The following is a 21,405-nucleotide window of genomic DNA, read 5'->3' on the forward strand; positions in this document are numbered from 1 at the left end:
AACGGGTCACGGGGGGTTGCGCAAACACCCCCTGGAATCTCGTGACGTCCATCACTCGGCCGTGTGGTGCAAGCGCTTTCACGAATGTCGCAATCCGTTCAACTCGTTGTGACGGAAGGGAGTCGGAACACACGCTCCGCATTGAGGCAAGCCGCCGAAGCGATTTCTTCCGTCTCCTGTTCACGCAGCTCAGCGAGGTAGCGGACGGTGTACGCGGTGCAGTACGGCTCGTTCGGCCTGCCGCGGTACGGATGCGGCGTCAGGAACGGCGCGTCCGTTTCCACCAGGAACTGCTCCGAAGGGACCAACTTCGCGGCCTCCTGCAACTCGCGCGCGTTGCGAAAGGTCACTGTGCCCGCGAAGGACAGAACGTAGCCCGCTGCTATGCACCTGCGGGCAATCCCGGCATCCCCGGAGAAACAGTGGAAGACGACCTCATCGGGCGCGCCCTCCTCGTCCAGGATGCGGAGTACGTCCTCGTGCGCGTCGCGGTCGTGGATCATCAGCGGCTTGCCGACCCGCTTGGCGAGGTCGATGTGCCAGCGGAACGCCTCCTGCTGGGCGTCGTGCGGCGAGTAGTCCCAGTAGTAGTCCAGCCCGGTCTCGCCGACGGCCACGACGCGCTCGGCGCGGGCCAGACGCTCCACTTCGGACTGTTCCGCGGCGCCGAAATCCTTGGTACGCGTGGGATGTATCGCCACCGCGGCGAACACCCGGCTGTCCCATGTGGACGCCTCGGCGGCCCAGCGGGCGGCGTCGAGGTCGTCCGCGACCGTCACGACGCGGGTCACCCCCGCCGCTTCCGCCCTGTCCACCATCTCGGTCACTTCGGCCGCGGTGCCCGCCCCGCAGGCGTCGAGATGGGTGTGCGCGTCGACCACCGGCGCCGGAAGCCGCTCCGGCACCGGCGGTCGTTCCTTCTTATTCGGCACTTTCGATCGGGGCCCACTCCGGCCCGGTCTCGCCGAGCTTCGGGTCCAGCTTCGCGAACAGCGGGCTCGGCTTGGCCAGCGGCCTGCCGACCTCGATCGGCGTGGACTCCCAGCGCGCCTGCTCGCGCGCGTAGTCCCCGGTGAGGATCGGGTTGGTGCGGCCGGCGATGTCGAGGTCCTCGACCTCCTGCAGCTCCGGCTGCGCCGCCCACACGCCCGTGCCGCCCAGCGCCTCGTGCACCTTCTGCGCCGAATGCGGCAGGAACGGCGTCAGCAGCGTGTTCGCGTCGGACACCACCTGCAGCGCGGTGTGCAGCACCGCGTCGCGCCTTTCCGGGTCCTCCTTGAGCTTCCACGGCTCCTGGTCCGAGAGGTACCTGTTCGCCGCCGTGACGACACGCATCGCCTCCGCGGCCGCCAGCTTGAACCGCGAACGCTGCAGATGCCCGCCCGCGGTCTCGAAAGCCTTGCGGGACAGCGCCTTCAGCTCCTCGTCCGCCGCGGCGGGCTTGGTCGGCGCCGGGATCGCCCCGTTGTTCTTGTGTGCCATCGAGATGGACCGGTTCACGAGGTTGCCCCACTCGTTGGCCAGCTCGAAGTTGGTCCGGCGGACGAACTCGTCCCAGGTGAAGTCGGTGTCCTGGGTTTCCGGGCCCGCCACGGAGATGAAGTACCGCAACGTGTCCGGCCCGAACTCGCGCAGGAAGTCGTGCACGTAGATCACGGTGCCGCGCGAGGTGGAGAACTTCGAGCCGCTCATGGTGAGGAACTCGCTGGAGACGATCTCGTCCGGCAGGTTCAGCGTGCCGTAGGTGCCGATCTCGCCGCCGCGGTCCCCCGCGCCGTTGTGCCCGAGCAGCAGCGCGGGCCAGATCTGGGCGTGGAAGGTGATGTTGTCCTTGCCCATGAAGTAGTAGCCCCGCGCGTCGGGGTTGGTCCACCACTCCTGCCAGGCGTCCGGGTTCCCGCTGCGGCGCGCCCATTCCACGCTCGCCGAGAAGTAGCCGATCACCGCGTCGAACCAGACGTAGAACCGCTTGAGCGGCTGGTCGCGCCAGCCGTCCAGCGGCACCTTCACGCCCCAGTCCAGGTCACGGGTGATCGCCCGCGGCCGCATGTCGTCGACAAGGTTCTTGGTGAACTTGAGGACGTTGGGCCGCCAGTCGGTGCGGGTGGAGAGCCATTTGCCCAGCGTGTCGGTGAACGCGGGCAGGTCGAGGAAGAGGTGCTCGGTCTCGACGAACTCCGGCTTCTCACCGTTGACCCGCGACCTCGGGTTGATCAGGTCGGTCGGGTCGAGCTGGTTGCCGCAGTTGTCGCACTGGTCGCCGCGCGCGCCGTCGTACCCGCAGATCGGGCAGGTGCCCTCGATGTAGCGGTCGGGCAGGGTGCGCCCGGTGGACGGGCTGATCGCGCCCGTGGTGGTCCTCGGCACGACGTAGCCGTTCCGGTACAGCGACAGGAAGATCTGCTGCACCACGTCGGCGTGGTTGCCCGTGGTGGTCCGGGTGAACAGGTCGTAGCTGAGCCCGAGGCCTTGGAGGTCCGAGCCGATCTGGAGGGCGTACTTGTCCACCGTCTGCTGCGGGGTGAGGCCCTCGTTGTCCGCCTGGACGGTGATCGGGGTGCCGTGTTCGTCGGTACCGGAGACCATGAGCACCCGGTTGCCGATCATTCGCTGGTAGCGCGAGAAGACGTCCGACGGGACTCCGAAACCGGAAACGTGGCCGATGTGACGGGGCCCGTTGGCATAGGGCCAGGCCACCGCCGTCAACACAGGGGTGCTCATGCTTTATTAGCGTACGGGGGTACTCGTACCCGTTATCCGGAGGTGCAGGTGTCGGCCACCAGGCTGCTCGTGCTCGGCGTCGTGCGGATGCACGGCAAGGCACACGGCTACCAGGTGCGCCGCGACCTGCTCACGTGGTCGGCCGACAAATGGGCCAACGTGCAGCCCGGTTCGATCTACCACGCGCTGAAGAAGATGACGGCCGAGCAACTGCTCGAACAGGTGGACACGGAACAGGGCGCGGGCCCGGACCGGGTCGCCTACCAGCTGACCGCCGACGGCGAGACGGAGTTCCGCCGGCTGCTCGGGCAGGCGCTGGCCGACCCCGACCCGAACGGCCACGAGCGTTCGGCCGCGATCGTGCTGATGCCCGCGCTCCCCAGGGACAGGGTGATCGGGCTGCTGAAGCAGCAGCTGGTGAAGCTGGAAGCCGACGAGCGCACGGCGGAACTGCTGACCGAAGAAGGCAAGGACACCGAAGAGCCCGAGCACGTGCGCGAGCTGTTCCGGCTGTGGCAGGTGCACGCGGGCGCGAGCGTGCGCTGGCTGCGCGACCTCATCTCCCGGCTCGAAGCCGGGGAGTACCGGATGGCGGATGACGCCGGACAGTCATTCGGCAAACCGCCCACCCGTCGCCCGACCACCACCCCTGATCGAGACGCTTCGCGCCACCAACCTCTCTGATCAAATTTGACTACACGCCGATACTTCGGGATAAAGGTGCGTGGACTCGCTAGTCAAACTTGACTACAGGGAAAGGGGATCCCATGATCAAGGCACGCGGTCTCGCGCGGAAGTTCACCGCGCGCGGCCGCACGGTCGAGGCCGTCAAAGGCGTCGACCTCGATGTCGCGGAGGGGGAGCTCGTCGGCTTCTTGGGCCCGAACGGGGCAGGGAAGACGACGACGCTGCGCATGCTCACCACGCTGCTCCGGCCGACGGCGGGTGAAGCGACCGTCGGGGGTTGCGATCTGCTGAAGGACCCGCTCGGTGTCCGCCGCCGGATCGGGTACGTCGCGCAGGGCGGCGGCACGGCCGACGAATGCAAGGTGATCGAGGAAATCGAGCTGCAGGGCCAGCTCTACCGGTTGTCGAAGACGGCAGCGCGCAAGCGTGGCGCGGAGCTGACCCAGCAACTCGACCTGACGGGCCTGGACCAGCGGCTCACGAAAACGCTTTCCGGCGGCCAGAAACGGCGGCTGGACATCGCGCTGAGCCTGATCCACGACCCGAAGCTGCTGTTCTTCGACGAGCCGACGACCGGGCTCGACCCGCAGAGCCGGGCGAACCTGTGGGAGCACATCCGCAGGCTGCGCACCGAACACGGGGTGACGCTGTTCCTCACCACGCACTACCTCGACGAGGCCGACTCGCTGTGCGACCGGATCCTCGTGATCGACAACGGGGAGATCGTGGCCGAGGGCAGCCCGGACTCACTCAAGGCGCGGGTCTCCGGCGACGGCGTGACCGTCGGCGTCGAGGCGGAGTTCGTGGCGCGGGCTGCGGAGATCGCCGGGCAGCTGCCCGGCGCGCACGAAGTGACCACAGTGGACAGTTCCGTTTCGTTCCGGGTGCCGCGCGGGGACACCGCGATGCCGGAACTGCTGCGCGCGCTGGACGGAGCGGGCATCGCGATGACCGCGATGGAGGTTCGCCGCCCCACACTGGACGACGTGTTCCTGAACCTGACCGGCCGCAGTCTGCGCGACGCCGAAGCGGGCGCGCCCCAGCAACCGGAGGCCGCCAATGTTGCGTGACACCTGGCTGATCTTCCGGCGTGATCTCGCGCTGTCGCTGCGGAATCCCGCCTGGATCATGATCGGCATCATGCAGCCGGTGCTGTACCTGGTGCTGTTCGGCCCGCTGATGGAGAAGGTCGTGAACTCCACGCCGGGCTTCCCGCCGGGCAGCAGCTGGACCATCCTGACCCCGGCGCTGATCATCCAGCTGGCGTTGTTCAGCTCGTCCTTCGCCGGTTTCTCGCTGCTGGTGGACTATCGCAGCGGAGTGCTGGAGCGGCTGCGCGTCACGCCAGCCAGCCGCGTCGCGCTGCTGCTGGGCAAGGTGCTGAACAACTCGATCCAGGCGGTGGTGCAGGCGATCCTGATCACCGTGCTGGCGTATCTGGTGTTCGGCCTGGACGCGCCGATCGGCGGGGTGCTGCTGAGCCTGGTGATCGTGGCGCTGACAGCGATCACGCTTTCCTCGGCGTCCTACGCCGTGGCGCTGACGATCAAGAGCGAGCAGGCTTTCCCGGCGTTGCTGAACGCGGTGCTGATGCCGGTACTGCTGTTGTCGGGGATCCTGCTGCCGATCACCAGCATCCTGGCTCCGAACTGGTTGTACACGATTTCGCGGATCAACCCGTTCACGCACGTGGTCGACGCCGAACGCGCCAGCTTCCGCGGCGACTACACGTTCGACGGGCTGGTCTTCGGCGGGATCATCCTGCTCGTGATGGCCGCGCTCGCGGTGTTCTGGGGCGCCAGGACGTTCCAGCGCGAGAACGCGTAGAAAGCGGCTTCTCCGGCGGCCACGACAGCCGCCGGAGAAACCGCTCAGCCGGCCGGGAAACCGCCGCCCTGGCCCCCGCCGGGGAAGCCGCCCTGACCGCCGCTGGGAAGACCGCCGTAGCCGCCCTGCTGACCGGTCCGGCCTCCGTTCTGGGATGGTTGAACGGAGGCCGGGCCGCTGCCGGTCGACGATGACCGGCCCGCCCACACCCCGCCGGCGAATCCCACGGCCACGAGCAGGACAGCGATCAGCAAGAGGGTGAGCTTGCCGACCGGCTTCCCCGCCCGCTCGATCTCGGCCGCGAGATCCTCACCGGAGACGGGTTCGGTGAGCAGCTCCTGGGTGTCGGTCACACGAGGCTCCTTATTCATGGCGCAGTGCGGCGATCGGGCGCAGCGAGGCGGCGCGGTTGGCGGGGTAGCTGCCGAAGAAGAGGCCGATCAGCACGGAAACGGCGAACGCGAGCACGATCGAGGAAGGCACCAGCACCGGGGTGATCCCGACGATGGTGAACCGGCTCCCGATCACCCCGGCCGCCACCCCGAGCACCCCGCCGAGCAGGGACAGCATCGTCGCCTCGGCGAGGAACTGGCCGAGGATCGCCCACCGCGGCGCGCCGAGCGCCTTGCGGATGCCGATCTCCCTGATCCGCTCGGTGACCGTCACCAGCATGATGTTGGTGACCCCGATTCCGCCCACCAGCAGGGAGATCCCGGCGACGGCCGCGAGCAGCACGGTGAAGGTGTCGTCGGTTTCGCTGCTGGCTTCGAGCAGCTGGGTGGCGCTGGAGATCTGGTAGTCGCGGTTGCTGGTGTCCTTGATGCCGTGCCGCGCGTCGAGGATCGCGTAGATCTCCGACTCCGCCAGCGAAACCTGCGGCGAGCGGACCACGATCTGGTTGATCGAGCCGTAGCCGGTGAGCGAGGCTTGCACGGACGAGAGCGGGGCGATGGCGGTGTCGTCGTTGTCGGACGAACCGCTGGTGCCCTCGGATTTCAGCACCCCGACCACGGTGAACTGGATCCCGTCGAGCAGCACCTGTTTGCCGACCGCGGCGTTGGCGGTGCCGAAGATCCCTTCCGCGGCCGAAGAACCGAGCACGACGACCTTGCGCGCCACCGTGTTGTCCGAGTCGGTGAACAAGGATCCCTGGGAGAGCTCGTAGTTCTCCGTCTCGAAGTAGTCGGGATCCGTGCCCACCACCGAAACCGAATATGTGGTGCGCTCGTACGTCGCGGTCACCGAAGTGCTCGCGACGGGCGAAGCGGCTTCCACGTCGGGAGCGCCGACGGGGTCGACGATCGCCTCCGCGTCCTGCTTCGTCAGCGACGTGGTGACGCTGCCCATCGCCCCACCGCGGGACTGGCTGACCGTGAGCACGTTCGTGCCCAGCCCCTGGATGCTCTGCGAGACCGAGGCCGACGCCCCGTTGCCGACCGCGACGAGCAGGATCACCGCGCCCACACCGATCGTGATGCCCAGCGTGGTGAGCGCCGAACGCATCTTGTTCGCGGAGAGGCCCGCCGCGGCGAACCGCAGCGTTTCGAGGAAATTCACGCCGGCACCAGCCGATCGTCCCCGACGATGCGCCCGTCGCTGAACCGCACCACGCGTCCGGCGTGCGCGGCCACCTCGTCCTCGTGCGTGATCACCACGATCGTCTTGCCCTGCGCGTGCAGGCGGTCGAACACCGCGAGCACCTCGGCGGTGCTGGCGTGGTCGAGGTTCCCGGTCGGTTCGTCCGCCAGCAGCAGCGCGGGCGCGGTGACGAGGGCACGTGCCACCGCGACGCGCTGCTGCTGACCGCCGGAGAGTTCGTTGGGGCGGTGTCCGGCGCGGTCGGCGAGCCCGACCGTTTCCAGCGCCGCCATCGCGCGGGCCCGCCGCGTGCGCTTGCGCAGCCCGGCGTAGATCAGCGGAAGCTCCACATTGGACAGTGCCGTGGTCCGCCCGAGCAGGTTGAACGACTGGAAGACGAAGCCGATCTTGCGGTTGCGCAGCAGGCAGAGCTGCCGCTCGTTGAGCGAACCGACGGCGAACCCGTCGAGGCGGTAGCTGCCCGCGGTGGGGGCGTCCAGGCAGCCGAGAATGTTCAGCATCGTCGACTTGCCGGAGCCGGACGCGCCCATGATCGCCACGTACTCGCCCGGTTCCACCGTGAGGCTGACGCCGCGCAGCGCGTGCACGGCGGTTTCCCCTTCGCCGTAGGACTTCCGCAGTCCGGAGACCTGCAGGACAGGGGTCATTGCCCGCCTCCGGCGCCGCCGCCGGGGAAGCCGCCGCTGCCGCCGCCAGGGAAACCGCCCTGGCCACCGCTGCGGTTGCCGGCGGTGTTGCTGCTCGTGCTCTGCGTGGAGGTCGCGGTGAGCACCACCTGGTCGCCCTGGCTGAGCCCGGACTTGATCTCCACGGTCGACTCGCCCTGCACCCCGAGTTCGACCCGCTTCTTCACCTGCTGCCCGTTCTGCTGCACGGTCACGGTGCTCGTGGTGCCGGTGGTCTGCACTGCCGCGGCGGGAACGGTGAGCACGTTGCTCGCCTCGGCGATGGTGATGACCACGCTCGCCGACTGGCCGGGGCGCAGGCCCTGGGCCACGTCGTTGAGGGTCAGGCTCGCGCCGTAGGAGGTGACGGAGTTGCTCGTCGTCGGCGTCAGATCGACGCTCGCCACAGTGGCCTTGATTTCCGTGTCCGGCAGCGCGTTCACGGTCACGGTCGCGGACTGGCCCGCTCGCACCTTGCTCACGTCGACCTCGGCGACGGAGGTCGTGACGACCATGCTCGACATGTTGGTCAGCACGATGAACCCGCTGCTGCTACTGCTGGAACTGGTGTCGCTGGATCCGGACGCGGCGGAACCACTGCTGCTTCCGGTCTGCTGACCGACGGCGCCGTTGATCGCGGTGACCGTGCCGTCACCGGGCGCGGTCAGCACCGTCGCGTCGACGGCTTCCTGCGCCTGTTCCAGGGAAAGTTCGGCCTGATCGACCTTCGACTGCAACGAGGTCGTGCTCTCCGTCTGGCCGCCTTGCGCGCTGCTGCTGGAACTGGACTCCGCGTTGTCGAGGTTTTCTTCCGCCACATCGAGATTGCTCTGGGCGACCTTCAACTGCGCGTTGGCCTCCGTCGCATCCAGCGTCGCGAGCTTCTGGCCCTTCTTCACGACGTCGCCGACAGCGACCTTGATCGTGGCGACCTTGCCCGAAGTGCTGAAGTCGGCGTTCGCGGTGTAACTGCTCGCGACGGTGCCGGAGGCGGAAACCGTCTCCGTGACGTTCCCGAGGCTGACTGGTGTTGTGCGGGCCTGCGTGGAGCTCGCTTCTTCTGCTGCCGGGGCGAACCCCGCGTAGATCCCGTAACCCGCACCGACCAGCAACAGTACGAGCCCGCCATTGATGATCCACGTTCGACGCCGTGTCATGCGGGAAAGATTCCGGCAGTTTCATAGGGGCCAGCTTTGGCCAACCTGTGTACTTGCTGTGGGTGTGTCCGGTTCATCGGGTGCGTCAATCCCGCATCCAGGGCTTTTCCCACCTAGAGTGGCGGGACAGTGTTCACGGGGAGTGCGAAGGCTGAGGTTTGACCGAGGACGGAAACGAGCGCGGGATCAACCTGTCGCTGCATGCGACCGTGGCCGATTGGGACGCGGTCCGGGCGGACTCCGTCCTTTTCGCCTCCATCACGGTCACCGAAAACGTCAATTGGAGCGACGCCGGAGCCGAACAGCAGATCCTCGCCGCGCAGCGCGCGGGGGTGCGCGCGGGCATCCGGCACTACGCGCGCCCCGGAGCGCCGCACGACCAGGCAGAGCACTGCGTCCGGTTGGGTAAACAGCTCGGTGTGTTCGGCCCCGGCGCGCTGGCCCCGGCGCTGGAGGTGGAAGTGCCCGGCGTCGGCGATCGCTTCATCAAGGCGTGGATCAAGGCCGTGCGCCAGGCCGCCGGAATTCGCCGCGTGCTCGTCTACGCGCCGTACGAACACTGGCTGCACACCCTGCGCCCGGACAAGTGGGCCGACGCCGAAGTGGTGCTGTGGGTGAACCGGCACAACGGGATCCCGGGCAGGCCGGGCTGGTTCCACCCGCGGCTGGGCCTGCACCAGCACAACGCGGCGGACGACAAACCCGGCCTGGACGGACCGATCGGGTTCGATTCACTCGTCTACCCGTTCACCATGGGCGACGTGGTGCTCTAAAGATTCAGCCTCGTGCGCATGAGGAAGACGTTGTACGGACCCCACTGCGACATGAGGTAGTAGATGTCCGGGCCGTCGAGCGCCCACGGGTGCAGATAACCGCCGTACAGACCGGGAAACTCCCTGCCGGGCACGGCGATGTGGCCGGGAGACCACGGTCCGTCGATGTTGTCCGCGGTGTGCAGCAGGATCGCGCCGCCCGGGTCGTCGAGGTGCAGGGCGAGCCACTTGCCGAGATACGTGTTGTACGCGACGGACAACTCGCCGACGGGGCCGCGAAGCACGGGCGTGGCGGCGAATTCGTCCGGCGACCAACCGCTTTCGGTGCGGTATTCGTATGCGGAGGCGTCCAGCATCCGGCCGATCGGCGCGCGGGCCAGATAGGCGTCACCGTGTCGTCCGTTCGTGGTACCGAAAAGATAGGCGTACTCACCCTCGCGGGCGAGCGCGGCCATCTGGAACGGATCGTCGCGCTCGGCGCGGTTGATCCAGCGCGCTCCCCACGGTTTCTCCCACGTGACCCCGCCGTCGCCGGAAACCGCGAGACCGGAGTAGTTCGTGTGCCAGTAGCCGGGCGGCCCCCATTCGCGGACGGACATGTAGTGCACGTACTGCACGCCGTCGATCGCGAGGCCGGAGTTGGGGATCACGGTGACCTCGTCGCGCCTTTCGTCGCGCTCGATCACCTGGCCTGCCTTGCCGTCTTCGCGCGGCACGAAGGTTTCGAGTTCGAGTCCCTTGTCCAGGTCCCGGGTGGTGGAGAAGCCGAGGACGTTGCACCGCCAGTCCGCGCTGTTCGGCCCGCCGCCGTCACCGCCCCAGCCTTCGCCGAAGGTGTCTCCGAAGAGGACGAACACCCGGCCGTCGCCCCCGTCCCACAGGATGCCGAGATCGGTCCCGTGCACGGCGAACCGCTGGTCGGTCCGGTTTTCCGAGTCCGCGCCGGTCACCTTGGCGATCAGTTCCGTTTCGAGCATGGCCCCATGGTGAAGCCCAGACCGCCCGGCTGCGACCTGAGTCAGTCTCGCCAGGAGTATTCGTGTTCCGGCCTCCCCGTCGCGCCGTAGCGCAGGCGCATCTCCACCGTGCCCGCCTCCGCCAGCGCGGTGAGGTAGCGCTGCGCCGTCGCCCGCGCGACACCCAGCTCCCCGGCGACCTCAGCCGCGGAAAGCGGGCGCGCCGCCTGGCGCAGCTGATCGGCCACCAGCCGGGCTGTCGCGCTCGACTGCCCCTTCGCCGCCGCGGCCCGGTCCTGCTCGTGCGGCAGGCGAAACGCGCGATCGACATCCTCCTGCGCGAGGTTCCGCTCCTCGGCGAGGAACTGCCGGTACCGGGCATAAGCGCTCAGCCGCTCGGCGAACTGCCGCGTGGTGAACGGCTTGATCAGGTAGTTCACCGCCCCGGCCCGCAGCGCCGCGCGGATCGAGCGCGTGTCCGTCGCCGCCGACAGGATGATCGCGTCGGTCTGCAGTTCCGCCAGCAGCGCGAGACCGGATTCGTCCGGCAGATAGACGTCAAGCAGCACCAAATCCGGCGCCAGCTCACGCACCCTGGCACGCGCCTCGACAGCGGTGTGCGCCGTGCCCACCACAGCGAAACCCGGCACCTCCTCGACGAAACCCGCATGCACACCGGCGACCCGGAAATCGTCATCCACGATCAGCGTCCGAATCACGAGACCCCCTCCAGCAACTCCGGCAGCGCGGCCACGAACAGCGCGCCCTGCTCCTCCCCGCCGGCGTCGGCCAGCCACACGTTCCCGCCCCGCGCCGTCGCCGCCTGGCGCGCCAACGCGAGGCCGAGCCCGTGCCCCGGCGACAGCTTCGTCGATACCCCTTCGTCGAACAAATCGTCCCCCACCTCGGCCGATATCCCGGCACCACTGTCCACAACGGACACGTGCAGCGTGGTGCCTTCCGCCAGCAGCGCCACCTCCACCCAGGCCGGGCGCCTCGCCCCCATCCTCGCCGCGTGCACGGCGTTGTCCACCAGGTTCCCGAGCACCGTGTTCGCCGCGATCGGGTCCGTCACCGCCGTCGGCACCCACGAGTCGTCCGACAACGTCAGCCGCACGCCCTTTTCCTGCGCCTGTTCGATTTTCGCGGCCAGCAACGCCTGCAGGTACGGATCGCGCACGGACTCGCCCACCACGCCCGAGCTGCCGATGGACGTGTCGGTCAGGGTCTGCAGGTACTCGATCGCCTCGCCGTTGTGTCCCAGCTGCAGCAGCCCGGACAGCGTGTGCAGCCGGTTGCTGAACTCGTGCCGCTGCGCACGCAGACCGTCCGAAAGGGACCGAACCGCGTCGAGTTCCCTGGTCAGGGCATCGAGATCCGTGCGGTCACGGAAAGTCAGCACCGTGCCGAGGTCCCGCTCGTCCCTCGTCACCGCGCGCGAGTTCACCACCAGCACGCGGTTCCCGGCCACGGCGAGCAGGTTGTCCACCGGCTGCCGTTCCGCCACGGCCCTGTCGAGCCGCGGCGAAAGGTCCAATTCGGACACTTGCGCGCCCACCGGCAACGGCTTGCCCAGCAATCGTTCCGCCTCGTCGTTGCGCGCCGAAACGCGGCCCCGCGCGTCGATGGCCAGCATCCCTTCGCCGATCCCGTGCAGCACCGCCTCGCGTTCGTACAACAACTCCGTCAGCTCGCGCGGCTCCAGCCCGTGCGTCAGCCTGTTCAACCTCCTGGTCAGCAACGCGGACGCGCCGACGCCCAGCGCGAGCGCGCCGGCCGCGAAAGCCATGCTGATCAACAACAATCGCACGAGCTCGTCCACCGGCGCGCCGATCTCGAAGCCCACGCTCACCTCGCCGACCACCCGGTCCCCCGACCACACCGGAGTCTTGCTGCGCACCGAAAGCCCGAGCGTGCCCGCCTGCACCGAGCTCACCACTTCCTTGCCCGCCAAGGCTTCCGACGCGTCCGTGCTCACGAGCTTGCCGATCTGCGCCGGATCGGGATGCGCCAGCCGGATCCCGTTGTCGTCGGTGATCACCACGAACAGCGCGTCCGCGCGCCGCGTGACCTCCTGCACGCGCTGTTCGAGTTCACCACCCGGCCGCCGGGCGGCGACGTCCTGCACCACCACCGGATCCACCGCCACCGAGCGCGCGATGGCCAGCGCGCGCTCGCCGTACTGGTCGCGCAGCGTGCCCCACAACAGCCAGCCGACCAACGCGAAGCCCACGACGAGCAGCAGGAGCACCACGCCGATCTGCAGGATCAGGATCTGGCGGGAGAACCGCATCCGGCGGAAGTCGAGCATGGTGCAAGACCATACGCGCTGGTCAGACTCGTGCACAAAATGCGCGAAACGCGGACAACGCGCAGTGCGCACGCGTAACGCGGACAAGCTTCACCGCGGCCTCACCCGCTCCTACGGTTCAGCCAACGATGCGAGCCCCGTGACGAAGGAGTCACCCGATGGCCCCACCACTGATCGAACTGATCGGTGCCACCAAAAGGTTCCCGAGCGGGAACGGTTCGGTGCACACCGCGGTCCGCGATCTCTCCCTCACCGTGTCCCCCGGCGAGTTCGTCGCTGTCGTCGGTCCCACCGGCTGCGGCAAATCCACCGCGCTTTCCCTGGTTTCCGGCCTGCAGCCCGCTTCCGCGGGCGAGGTCCGGGTGCACGGTGAGCCGGTGAAAGGGATCCCGGACGGCGTCGGCTACATGTTCCAGAACGACGCGGTGATGCCGTGGCGTTCGGTGCTGGACAACGTCGCCTCCGGCCCGCGCTTCCGCGGCGCGCGCAAGTCCGAAGCGCGCAGGCAGGCGGCCGACTGGATCGAGCGCGTCGGACTGGCCGGCTTCGAAAAGTACTACCCGCACCAGCTTTCCGGCGGGATGCGCAAACGCGTCGCGCTCGCGCAGACACTCGTGACCAGCCCGCGGATCCTGTTGATGGACGAGCCGTTCTCCGCGCTCGACGTGCAGACCCGCGCGCTCATGCAGGACGAGCTCCTGCGCCTGTGGTCGGGCAGTGATGCCGCGGTCATCTTCGTGACGCACGACCTCGACGAGGCCATCGCCTTGGCGGACAAGGTGATCGTGATGACCGCCAGCCCGGCGACCGTCAAGGACGTGTTCGAGGTACCGCTCGAACGCCCGCGCAAGGTGGAGGAACTGCGGCTGACCGAGAGCTTCCTTCGCATCTACCGCGAGGTCTGGGAGTCGCTGCGTACCGAGGTGGACAAGGCCCGTGAAAGGGGTGCTTCCCGTGTCGCTTGATCTGGCCGCCGAGTTCCGGACCTTCGAGTCCGAAAAGGACATCCTCGACCGGCAGCGGAAGAACGACCGCCGCCGCAAGCTCAACATCTGGTTGCTGCGACTGGGAATCCTGGTCGTCTGGCTGGGCAGCTGGGAGATCACCGCCACCTACTGGATCGACCCGTTCTTCTACTCGAAGCCGTCGAAGATCGCCGAACGGCTCGGCGAATGGTTCACCGTGGGCACCGACTTCGGGCCGATCTGGTACCAGATCTGGGTCACGGTCGAGGAAGCACTGCTGGGTCTGGTACTCGGCGTCGTCGCGGGCGTGCTCGTCGGCGTGCTGCTCGGCCGCAGCCGGTACCTGGCCGACGTGCTCGCGCCGTTCGTCAAGGGCGCCAACGCCTTGCCGCGCATCGTGCTGGCCGCGTTGTTCTTCCTGTGGTTCGGCATCGGCCTGTCGTCGAAGGTCGCGACGGCGTTCATCCTGGTGTTCTTCGCGGTGTTCTTCAACGCCATCGCCGGCGCCCGCGAAGTGGACCGCAACGTGATCGACAACGCGCGGATCCTCGGCGCCAGCCGATGGCAGGTGCTCACGGCGATCGTGTTGCCCAGCGCCACTTCCTGGATCCTGTCGTCCCTGCACACCGCACTCGGCTTCGCGCTGATCGGCGCCGTGGTCGGCGAGTACACCGGCGCGCAGGCCGGTCTCGGGTTCCTGATCTCCAACGCGCAGGGCACCTTCGACGCGGCGGGCATCTACGCCGGGATGATCATCATCACCGTCGTCGCGCTGGCCGCGGAGTTCCTCATCGGACAGGCGGAAAACCGGCTCCTGCGCTGGCGGCCCGCACCCGGCGGCACGGCGGCGAGCGGGATCTGACATGCGCTGGAAGAGGATCGCGGGCGCCGCGCTCGCGCTGGTCATGGTGGTGGCCGGTACCACGGCCTGCCGCGACTCGCGGACGCTGAACCTGGGCGCCGACGGCAAACCGAAGATCAGGATCATGGTCGGCGGGATCGAGAAGGTGATCTACCTGCCCGCCATGCTTTCCCAGCAGCTGGGCAATTTCTCCGCGCAGGGCATGGACGTCGAACTGCTCAACCAGCCCTCCGGGGCGAACGCGGAAACCGCGCTGCTGGCCGGGGACGTGCAGGCGGTGGTCGGGTTCTACGACCACACGATCGACCTGCAGGCGAAGGACCAGTGCATCACCAGCGTGGTGCAGATGGCCAACATCCCCGGCGAGGCCGAGGTGGTCGCCGCGAACAAGGCGGACCAGATCCGCGGCGGCGCCGACTTCGGCGGCAGGAAGCTCGGCATCACCTCACTCGGCTCGTCCACCGACTTCCTGACGAAGGCGCTGGCGGGCAAGGCCGGGCTGACCTCGGAGGACTACACGCCGGTCAAGGTCGGCGCCGGCCAGACGTTCATCGCCGCGCTGAACAACGGCGGGATCGACGCGGGCATGACCACCGACCCGACGGTCGCGCAGCTGACCAACACCGGGCAGGGCAAGGTGATCTACGACCTCCGCACCGAGGAAGGCACGCGCGCCGCGCTCGGCGGGCTGTACCCGGCGACCTCGCTGTACATGAACTGCGAGATCGTGCACCGGTACCCGGACGTGGTGCAGAAGCTGGCCAACGCGTTCGTCGCCACCCTGCGCTGGATCTCCCAGCACAGCGCGGAGGAGATCGCGGCGAAGATGCCGGCGTCGTTCGCGGGCGGCGATCCCGCGCTGTACGTCAAGTCGATCAAGGACAGCATCGGCATGTTCAACGCCGACGGCCGGATGGACCCCGCCGGGGCCGCCAACGCGCTGCAGGTGCTGACCAGCTACTCGAAGAACGTCAAGAACCACAAGGACAAGATCGATCTGGCGCAGACTTACACGACCGCGTTCGTGGACGGCGCCAAGGGCTGATTCCTTTACCGTTCCTTGACTCCGGCTTGGCTCGTGATTTTGGGCCGAAAGTAGCTACTGGTCGGAAATATTCAAATCGATACTGGCTGACATGAAAAACATTCTGGTCAGGAGTGCCAGCCTGCTGAGCGTCGCCGCCGCCGTCACGGGAGCCCTCGCCGGGACCGCGGCGGCGGCGCCGGTGTTCGGCGCCACCAACTTCTCCGGCGGGAACTGGGGCGGCTACGTCAGTTTCGGCAGCTTCACCACCGCCACCGCGAGCTGGGTCGAGCCCTCGGTCACCTGCAACTCCAGCAACGACCTGTTCGCGCCATGGGTCGGCATCGACGGCGACGGTTCGTCGACCGTGGAGCAGACCGGCGTCGCCACCGACTGCTCCAGCGGCTCTCCGGTGTACCAGGGCTGGTACGAGATGTACCCGGCCGCACCGGTGTACTACGACAACCCGGTCAGCGCCGGCGACCAGATCACCGCGACGGTCACGCGCACCGGCACCAACACGTACCAACTGGCACTCGCCGACACCACCAAGGGCTGGTCGAAGACGACCACGAAGTCCTTGTCCTCTCAGCATTCCTCGGCCGAAGCGATCATCGAGTCGCCCACCGACTCCTACCCCGGCATTGACGGCGGCGTGAAGTTCACCGGCGTCAAGTTCGACGGGAAGAACCTCGCCGACACCAGCCCGTCCGGGCTCGACGCCGACGACAACGGCAGCAACACCTGGAGTCCCAGCGCCATCGCGTCCGACGGCACGGACTTCACGATGACCCGGCACTGACATAATGCGCGGGTGCGGCGGACCGAACTATCCGGGAAGCGGGAGCCGGAGGAGGTCCTGCGGCTACTGAGCGTGCGCGCGCGCAAGCTCGGGGTCGAAATGGCCGCCCTGTGCGGAGACTGGTTCGGCTCGCGGGCGGTGCTGGCCCCCGCGATCCGGACCGGACCTGTGGCGGATCCGTTTTCCCTTTGTGCTCAACCACAAATGGCCGGGCCGCCGGGAGCGGTCGGCGGTGGCTGGTTCGGTTACCTCTCCTACGACCTGAGTGATCCTGCTCGCAGGTCGGCGTGGCTCCCGAAAACCGTTTGGGGCTGGGCGGATCACGTACTGCGGCTGGATCACGACGGCCGCTGGTGGTTCGAGGCGCTGGCCCCGGGACCCGATCCGGCGGAGTTCGAAGCGCTGCTGCGGCAACCGGATCCGGCGCTCGGCTGGACGTCCACCACGCTCCAGCGTCCCCTGCCGCACCACGACGCGATCAAGGCCTGCGTGCACGCGATCGAAGCCGGGGAACTGTTCCAGGCCAACATCTGCACTCGGTTCACCGGCCGGTTCGACGGCGAACCCGCAGCGTTGTTCGCCGAGGGCGTGCGCGCACTCCAGCCACGCCGGGCCGCCTTCCTGTCCGGGGGCTGGGGCTCCGTGGTTTCGTTCTCGCCGGAGCTTTTCCTTGCCCGGCAAGGTGATCGTGTCCGGTCCACGCCGATCAAGGGCACGCGGCCGCGGCGCGGGCCGTCGGACGAGCCACTGCGGCAAGAGCTTCGCGAGTCCACAAAGGACGTCGCGGAGAACGTGATGATCACCGATCTGGTGCGCAACGACCTCGGCCGGGTGTGCGGCGTCGGCAGCGTGACCGTGCCGGAGCTGCTCGCGGTCCGCCCCGCGCCCGGCGTGTGGCATCTGGAGTCCACAGTGGAAGGATCGCTCGGCCCCGGCGTCACGGACGAAGACCTGCTGCGGGCCACCTTCCCGCCCGGTTCCGTGACCGGGGCACCGAAAATCCGCGCGCTGGACCTGATCGCCGAGCTGGAACCGCATGCCCGCGGCGTCTACACCGGGGCAGTGGGGCTGGCGTCACCGGTCGCCGGTCTGGAGCTGAACGTGGCGATCCGCACCTTCGAAATCCACAGTGGACGGATCGCGCTCGGAGTCGGCGGCGGGATCACCGCCGACTCCGACCCGCTGGCCGAATGGGAGGAATGCCTCCACAAGGCCGCTCCGCTGGAGGCGTTGTTAGCGGCGGGGGTCCAGCATCAGCTTGCCGACGGTGGCACGGGAACGTAGCGCTTCGTGCGCCTTGCGCGCCTCGAACAGGCCGTACTCGCCACCCGGCACCGCGCCGATCTTCCCGGACAGCGCCAGCTCGAACAGCTCCGCGAGCGCCTTGCCGTAGACCTGGCCGGGCAACGTGAACGCGTGCGGCAGCCACATGCCCGAGACCGTGGCCGAATGCCGCAACAGGTTGCCCAGCTGCACCGGCTTCGGCTGCTGCCTGCTGGCCATGCCGTAGAAGGCGAGCCTGCCGAACGGCGCGAGCGCCTTGATGCTCTGGTCGGTGACCGGGCCACCGGTCATGTCCAGCACGATGTCCACCCGGTTGCCGCCGTTGGCCTCGCGCAGCGTCTCCGTCATGTCCTCGGCGCGAGAATCCACCGCGACGTCCGCGCCGAGTTCCAGCGCCAGCTTGCGCTTTTCCTCGCTGGAAGCTGTCGCGATCACACGGCCCGCGCCCCACGCCTTCGCCAGCTGCACGGCGATCGTGCCGACGCCGCCGGCCGCGGCGTGCACCACCACGGACTCGCCGGGCTCGAGGTGCGCGTTGCGCCGCAGGAGCAGCCAGGCCGTCGTGCCCTGCACGATGAACGACAGCGCCGTCAGATCGTCCACGCCGTCCGGCACGTCGAAGGCCATCGCCTGCTCCGCGACCGCCCGCTCCGCGTACCCGCCGCTGCCGAGCAACGCGACCACGCGGCGGCCGTCACCGGTGCGCCCGACCACCTCGCCGCCGGGGACCAGCGGCAGCTGGCTCGGCGCGAGGTACGTGTTCTCCGCCTGGTGCGTGTCGGCGTAGTTGATCCCGGCGTGGTCGACGTCGATCAGCACCTGCCCGGCCTTGGCCTCCGGATCCGGCAGCTCCACGTTCTCCAGGACTTCAGGGCCACCGAACTCGGTCACTCGAACTGCTCGCATACCAGCACCCTACCCGCCAGTAATGCGTCTCCGAGTAAGGAAAGCTAGCTCCGGCGTGAAGCGAGGACGGCGTCGTAAAGCTCCTTCTTGGAGACCCCGGCGCCCTCGGCGACCTCCGCCGACGCCGACTTGAGCCGCTCGCCGGCGGCCACCCGCGAAGAGACCTCGGCCACGAGGTCGTGCACGCTCACCTGCTGCTCCGGCGCGCCGTCGAGCACGACGGTGATCTCGCCGCGCACGCCTTCGGCCGCCCACTCGGCCAGCTCGGCAACCGTGCCGCGGCGGACTTCCTCGTACGTCTTCGTCAGCTCGCGGCACACCGCCGCACGACGATCCGCGAATACCTGCGCGGCGTCCTTGAGCGTGGCGGCCAGTCTGTGCGGCGACTCGAAGAAGACGACCGTCCGTCGCTCCTTGGCCAGCTCGGCCAGCCACTTGGATTTCTCGCCAGGCTTGCGTGGCGCGAAGCCCTCGAAACAGAACCTGTCGCTGGGCAGTCCCGAGAGTGCGAGCGCCGTGGTGACAGCGGAAGGCCCGGGCAAGCACGTGACCGGCAGGTCTTGGGCGACGCACGCGGCGACGAGCCGGTACCCCGGGTCGGACACGCTGGGCATTCCGGCATCGGTCACCAGCAAAACCGTCTCGCCCGCGTGGAGGGATTCCAGCAGTTTCGGCAACCGCGCGGTCTCGACGTCCTCGTAGAAGCTGATCACCCGGCCGCCGGGCGTGACGTCCAGCGCGGCCGCGAGGGAACGCAGTCGCCGGGTGTCCTCCGCCGCGATCACGTCGGCCTCGGCCAGTGCTGTGACCAGGCGTGCGGAGGCGTCGCGGGAGTCGCCGAGCGGGGTCGCGGCGAGGACGAGGGGCATGACGTCAGCGTAGTGGTGGCCGATCTCGGCGCAGGCTGGCACGGACCTCACCCGGCTCCGCCTAGGATCGACCCCCGTGACCGCACTGCTGACCCGTTCGCAGCCGGATCCGGCCGAGTTCCTGCGCCCGCCGACGGACCGGGAAGCGACGCTGCTCGGGCGCCCCATGCCGACCGACCGGCTGCGCGGCTGGCTGGTCACGATCGTGCTCGGCTTGCTGGCGGCGATCACCCGGTTCCAGAACCTGGGCTTCCCCACCGACGACGGCACCCCCGTCTTCGACGAAAAGCACTACACGCCGCAGGCGTGGCAGATGTTGCGCAACGGCGGGTTCGAGGACAACGCCGGGTATGAGCTGGTGGTGCACCCGCCGCTGGCGAAGCAGCTGATCGCCCTCGGCGAGTGGATGTTCGGCTACAACGGCTGGGGCTGGCGGTTCGCGTCCGCGGTGGCGGGCACGATCATCGTGGTCCTGGTGATCCGCGCGGCCCGCCGCCTGACCCGGTCCACGCTGCTGGGCGGGGTCGCCGGGGTCCTGGTGATCTGCGACGGGGTGTTGTTCCTGCAGTCGAGGATGGGGATGCTCGACATCTTCATCGCCCTGTTCTCGTTCGCCTCCTTCGCTTGTCTGCTGGTCGACCGCGACCAAGTCCGCGCCCGGCTGGCCGTCGCGGTGCGCGAGGGCTGGGCGGACGAGTCGCCGTGGGGGCCGCGGCTGGGGTTCCGGTGGTGGCGCTTCGCCGCCGGGGTGTGCGCCGGCCTGACCTTCGCGACCAAGTGGTCGGGCCTGTATTACATGGCGTTCTTCGGGCTGTTGGTCGTCGGGTTCGACGTCGCCGCCCGTCGTGCCGCCGGGGTGCCGCGCCCCTGGCTGGGGACGTTGCGGCGGGATGTCGCGCCGGCCCTGTGGGCGATGGTCGCGATCCCGGTGCTGATGTACCTGGCGTCGTGGTGGGCGTGGTTCGCGTCCGAGTCCGCTACCGACCGCCACTACACCGAACTCAAGGACATCGACCCCGGGATCTGGGGGTGGGTCCCGGCGGGGCTGCGGTCGCTGGGGGACTACTCGATGAACGTCCTGCACTTCCACGAAACCCTCCTGACCCCCAAGAACGACCCGCACCCGTGGGAATCCAAGCCCTGGACCTGGCCCATGGGGCTGCGCCCGATGCTGTACTACTACGAGTCCGGCACCAGCACCTGCGGCACCAGCGACTGCGTGCAGGCCACCATGCTGATCGGCACTCCAGCGATGTGGTGGCTGGCGTTCCCCATGCTCGGCTGGGGTTTGTGGCGCACGGTGTTCCGGTTCGACTGGCGCTACGCCGCCGTCCTCACCGGGTATCTCGCGGGGTATCTGCCGTGGTTCACCAACATCGACCGGCAGATGTACTTCTTCTACGCCACCCCCATGGCCCCGTTTCTCGCCCTCGGGCTCGCCCTTGGTTTAGGGCAGATCCTGGGCAGCGCCCGCCGCGGCTTCGAACGCCGCGGCACCGGGCTTCTCGTCGTCGCTCTCTACCTCGGCCTCGTGGTCGCCAACTTCGCCTGGCTCTGGCCCATCCTCAACGGCACCCCCATCACCGGCGCCCACTGGCAAGCCGAACTCTGGCTCCCCTCCTGGCGGTAGCGGTCTCGCTCGCGTCTGGCCGCTGACCGCTCTCGCTCCTCTACCGACATCGAGGGGTTGCCGCGCGGAGGGGCTGTCGCGCCGAGGGGTCACGGCGCCGAGCGGTTCGTCGCGCCAAGCGGTCGCCGCGCCAAGCGGTTCGTCGCGCCAAGCGGTCGCCGCGCCAAGCTGTCGCCGCGCCGGGGGTTGCCGCGCCGGGCAGTTTGCCGCGCCGAGGGGTTGCCGCGCCCGGGCAGACCGCGCGCGCGGCCAGGCCCCGCGCCACAGCCCCTCGCCACACACCCTGGTGCCTTCTGCTGCCTGCCCAGCCCGCCAACACTCCGCCTGCCCAACCCGCCAACACTCCACCTGCCTGGCCTGCCAACAC

At 68.6% G+C, this 21,405-nt stretch carries 21 protein-coding genes; 10 read left to right on the plus strand and 11 right to left on the minus strand.

Annotated features, from left to right (window positions below; genetic code table 11):
- Positions 1-98: 98 nt before the first annotated feature.
- Together FPZ12_RS26105 and metG are read right to left on the minus strand one after the other, a co-directional pair.
- A complete protein-coding gene (locus tag FPZ12_RS26105) occupies positions 99-932 on the minus strand; it encodes a TatD family hydrolase (RefSeq protein ID WP_144757551.1) in 834 nt (277 codons plus the stop codon).
- Entirely contained in the window at positions 922-2,721 is a 1,800-nt protein-coding gene (gene metG, locus FPZ12_RS26110; protein WP_208026008.1) for a methionine--tRNA ligase, read from the minus strand. The genes FPZ12_RS26105 and metG overlap by 11 nt, the downstream gene beginning before the upstream one ends.
- 48 nt (positions 2,722-2,769) lie before the next feature.
- Here metG and FPZ12_RS26115 point away from each other — a divergent pair, with 48 nt between their 5' ends.
- The 3 genes from FPZ12_RS26115 to FPZ12_RS26125 all read left to right on the plus strand — a co-directional run bounded on the left by FPZ12_RS26115 (position 2,770) and on the right by FPZ12_RS26125 (position 5,235).
- Entirely contained in the window at positions 2,770-3,405 is a 636-nt protein-coding gene (locus tag FPZ12_RS26115) for a PadR family transcriptional regulator (RefSeq protein ID WP_144757550.1), read from the plus strand.
- Positions 3,406-3,488: 83 nt separating this feature from the next.
- A complete protein-coding gene (locus FPZ12_RS26120; RefSeq protein ID WP_144757549.1) occupies positions 3,489-4,478 on the plus strand; it encodes an ATP-binding cassette domain-containing protein in 990 nt (329 codons plus the stop codon).
- Positions 4,468-5,235: an ABC transporter permease gene (locus FPZ12_RS26125; protein ID WP_144757548.1), complete on the plus strand. Its 768-nt coding sequence runs from the start codon at positions 4,468-4,470 to the stop codon at positions 5,233-5,235. Before FPZ12_RS26120 ends, FPZ12_RS26125 begins: the two co-directional genes overlap by 11 nt.
- 44 nt (positions 5,236-5,279) lie before the next feature.
- Here the strand turns inward: FPZ12_RS26125 and FPZ12_RS46070 are convergent, their stop codons facing one another.
- The 4 genes from FPZ12_RS46070 to FPZ12_RS26145 are packed head-to-tail and all read right to left on the minus strand — an operon-like array spanning position 5,280 to position 8,656.
- On the minus strand, positions 5,280-5,588 hold the full coding sequence (locus tag FPZ12_RS46070; RefSeq protein WP_208026009.1) for a hypothetical protein: 309 nt from the start codon (positions 5,586-5,588) through the stop codon (positions 5,280-5,282).
- A gap of 10 nt (positions 5,589-5,598) precedes the next feature.
- Positions 5,599-6,792 carry an ABC transporter permease gene (locus tag FPZ12_RS26135; protein ID WP_144757547.1) on the minus strand — a complete coding sequence of 398 codons (1,194 nt, stop codon included), beginning with the start codon at positions 6,790-6,792 and terminating at the stop codon, positions 5,599-5,601.
- Complete coding sequence (locus FPZ12_RS26140; RefSeq protein ID WP_144757546.1) at positions 6,789-7,481, minus strand: ABC transporter ATP-binding protein; 693 nt, start codon at positions 7,479-7,481, stop codon at positions 6,789-6,791. Before FPZ12_RS26140 ends, FPZ12_RS26135 begins: the two co-directional genes overlap by 4 nt.
- Positions 7,478-8,656, minus strand: coding sequence for an efflux RND transporter periplasmic adaptor subunit (locus FPZ12_RS26145; RefSeq protein ID WP_144757545.1), 1,179 nt, complete (start codon positions 8,654-8,656; stop codon positions 7,478-7,480). The genes FPZ12_RS26140 and FPZ12_RS26145 overlap by 4 nt, the downstream gene beginning before the upstream one ends.
- A 158-nt stretch (positions 8,657-8,814) precedes the next feature.
- Between FPZ12_RS26145 and FPZ12_RS26150 the strand changes: the two genes are divergently transcribed.
- On the plus strand, positions 8,815-9,429 hold the full coding sequence (locus tag FPZ12_RS26150) for a GH25 family lysozyme (RefSeq protein ID WP_144757544.1): 615 nt from the start codon (positions 8,815-8,817) through the stop codon (positions 9,427-9,429).
- Here the strand turns inward: FPZ12_RS26150 and FPZ12_RS26155 are convergent.
- Genes FPZ12_RS26155 through FPZ12_RS26165 form a run of 3 tightly spaced genes read right to left on the minus strand, consistent with a single transcriptional unit; the run spans position 9,426 to position 12,696 of the window.
- A complete protein-coding gene (locus FPZ12_RS26155) occupies positions 9,426-10,406 on the minus strand; it encodes a DUF4185 domain-containing protein (RefSeq protein WP_144757543.1) in 981 nt (326 codons plus the stop codon). The two genes, FPZ12_RS26150 and FPZ12_RS26155, sit on opposite strands and share 4 nt — an antisense overlap.
- A gap of 41 nt (positions 10,407-10,447) precedes the next feature.
- Positions 10,448-11,104, minus strand: coding sequence for a response regulator (locus tag FPZ12_RS26160; RefSeq protein ID WP_144757542.1), 657 nt, complete (start codon positions 11,102-11,104; stop codon positions 10,448-10,450).
- Complete coding sequence (locus tag FPZ12_RS26165; protein WP_424923645.1) at positions 11,101-12,696, minus strand: sensor histidine kinase; 1,596 nt, start codon at positions 12,694-12,696, stop codon at positions 11,101-11,103. The genes FPZ12_RS26160 and FPZ12_RS26165 overlap by 4 nt, the downstream gene beginning before the upstream one ends.
- Before the next feature lie 158 nt (positions 12,697-12,854).
- Here FPZ12_RS26165 and FPZ12_RS26170 point away from each other — a divergent pair, with 158 nt between their 5' ends.
- The 5 genes from FPZ12_RS26170 to FPZ12_RS26190 all read left to right on the plus strand — a co-directional run bounded on the left by FPZ12_RS26170 (position 12,855) and on the right by FPZ12_RS26190 (position 17,633).
- Positions 12,855-13,661 carry an ABC transporter ATP-binding protein gene (locus FPZ12_RS26170; RefSeq protein ID WP_144757541.1) on the plus strand — a complete coding sequence of 269 codons (807 nt, stop codon included), beginning with the start codon at positions 12,855-12,857 and terminating at the stop codon, positions 13,659-13,661.
- Positions 13,651-14,523, plus strand: coding sequence for an ABC transporter permease (locus FPZ12_RS26175; RefSeq protein ID WP_208026010.1), 873 nt, complete (start codon positions 13,651-13,653; stop codon positions 14,521-14,523). Before FPZ12_RS26170 ends, FPZ12_RS26175 begins: the two co-directional genes overlap by 11 nt.
- A gap of 1 nt (position 14,524) precedes the next feature.
- Positions 14,525-15,568, plus strand: a complete 1,044-nt coding sequence (locus tag FPZ12_RS26180; RefSeq protein WP_144757540.1) for an ABC transporter substrate-binding protein — start codon at positions 14,525-14,527, stop codon at positions 15,566-15,568.
- 91 nt (positions 15,569-15,659) lie between these two features.
- Positions 15,660-16,349: a G1 family glutamic endopeptidase gene (locus tag FPZ12_RS26185; protein WP_144757539.1), complete on the plus strand. Its 690-nt coding sequence runs from the start codon at positions 15,660-15,662 to the stop codon at positions 16,347-16,349.
- A 12-nt stretch (positions 16,350-16,361) separates the two neighbouring features.
- A complete protein-coding gene (locus FPZ12_RS26190) occupies positions 16,362-17,633 on the plus strand; it encodes an aminodeoxychorismate synthase component I (protein ID WP_144757538.1) in 1,272 nt (423 codons plus the stop codon).
- Here FPZ12_RS26190 and FPZ12_RS26195 read toward each other — a convergent pair.
- Both FPZ12_RS26195 and rsmI read right to left on the minus strand, forming a co-directional pair.
- The gene (locus FPZ12_RS26195; protein ID WP_144757537.1) at positions 17,583-18,539 is read right to left on the minus strand and encodes a quinone oxidoreductase family protein; all 957 of its coding nucleotides are present in this window, start codon (positions 18,537-18,539) and stop codon (positions 17,583-17,585) included. The genes FPZ12_RS26190 and FPZ12_RS26195 overlap by 51 nt on opposite strands.
- A gap of 44 nt (positions 18,540-18,583) precedes the next feature.
- Positions 18,584-19,408: a 16S rRNA (cytidine(1402)-2'-O)-methyltransferase gene (gene rsmI / locus FPZ12_RS26200; RefSeq protein ID WP_144757536.1), complete on the minus strand. Its 825-nt coding sequence runs from the start codon at positions 19,406-19,408 to the stop codon at positions 18,584-18,586.
- A gap of 76 nt (positions 19,409-19,484) precedes the next feature.
- Here rsmI and FPZ12_RS26205 point away from each other — a divergent pair, with 76 nt between their 5' ends.
- The gene (locus FPZ12_RS26205; RefSeq protein WP_144757535.1) at positions 19,485-21,038 is read left to right on the plus strand and encodes a dolichyl-phosphate-mannose--protein mannosyltransferase; all 1,554 of its coding nucleotides are present in this window, start codon (positions 19,485-19,487) and stop codon (positions 21,036-21,038) included.
- The last annotated feature ends 367 nt before the right edge of the window (positions 21,039-21,405 follow it).

Source organism: Amycolatopsis acidicola, from assembly GCF_007713735.2.
Lineage (GTDB): Bacteria > Actinomycetota > Actinomycetes > Mycobacteriales > Pseudonocardiaceae > Amycolatopsis_E > Amycolatopsis_E acidicola.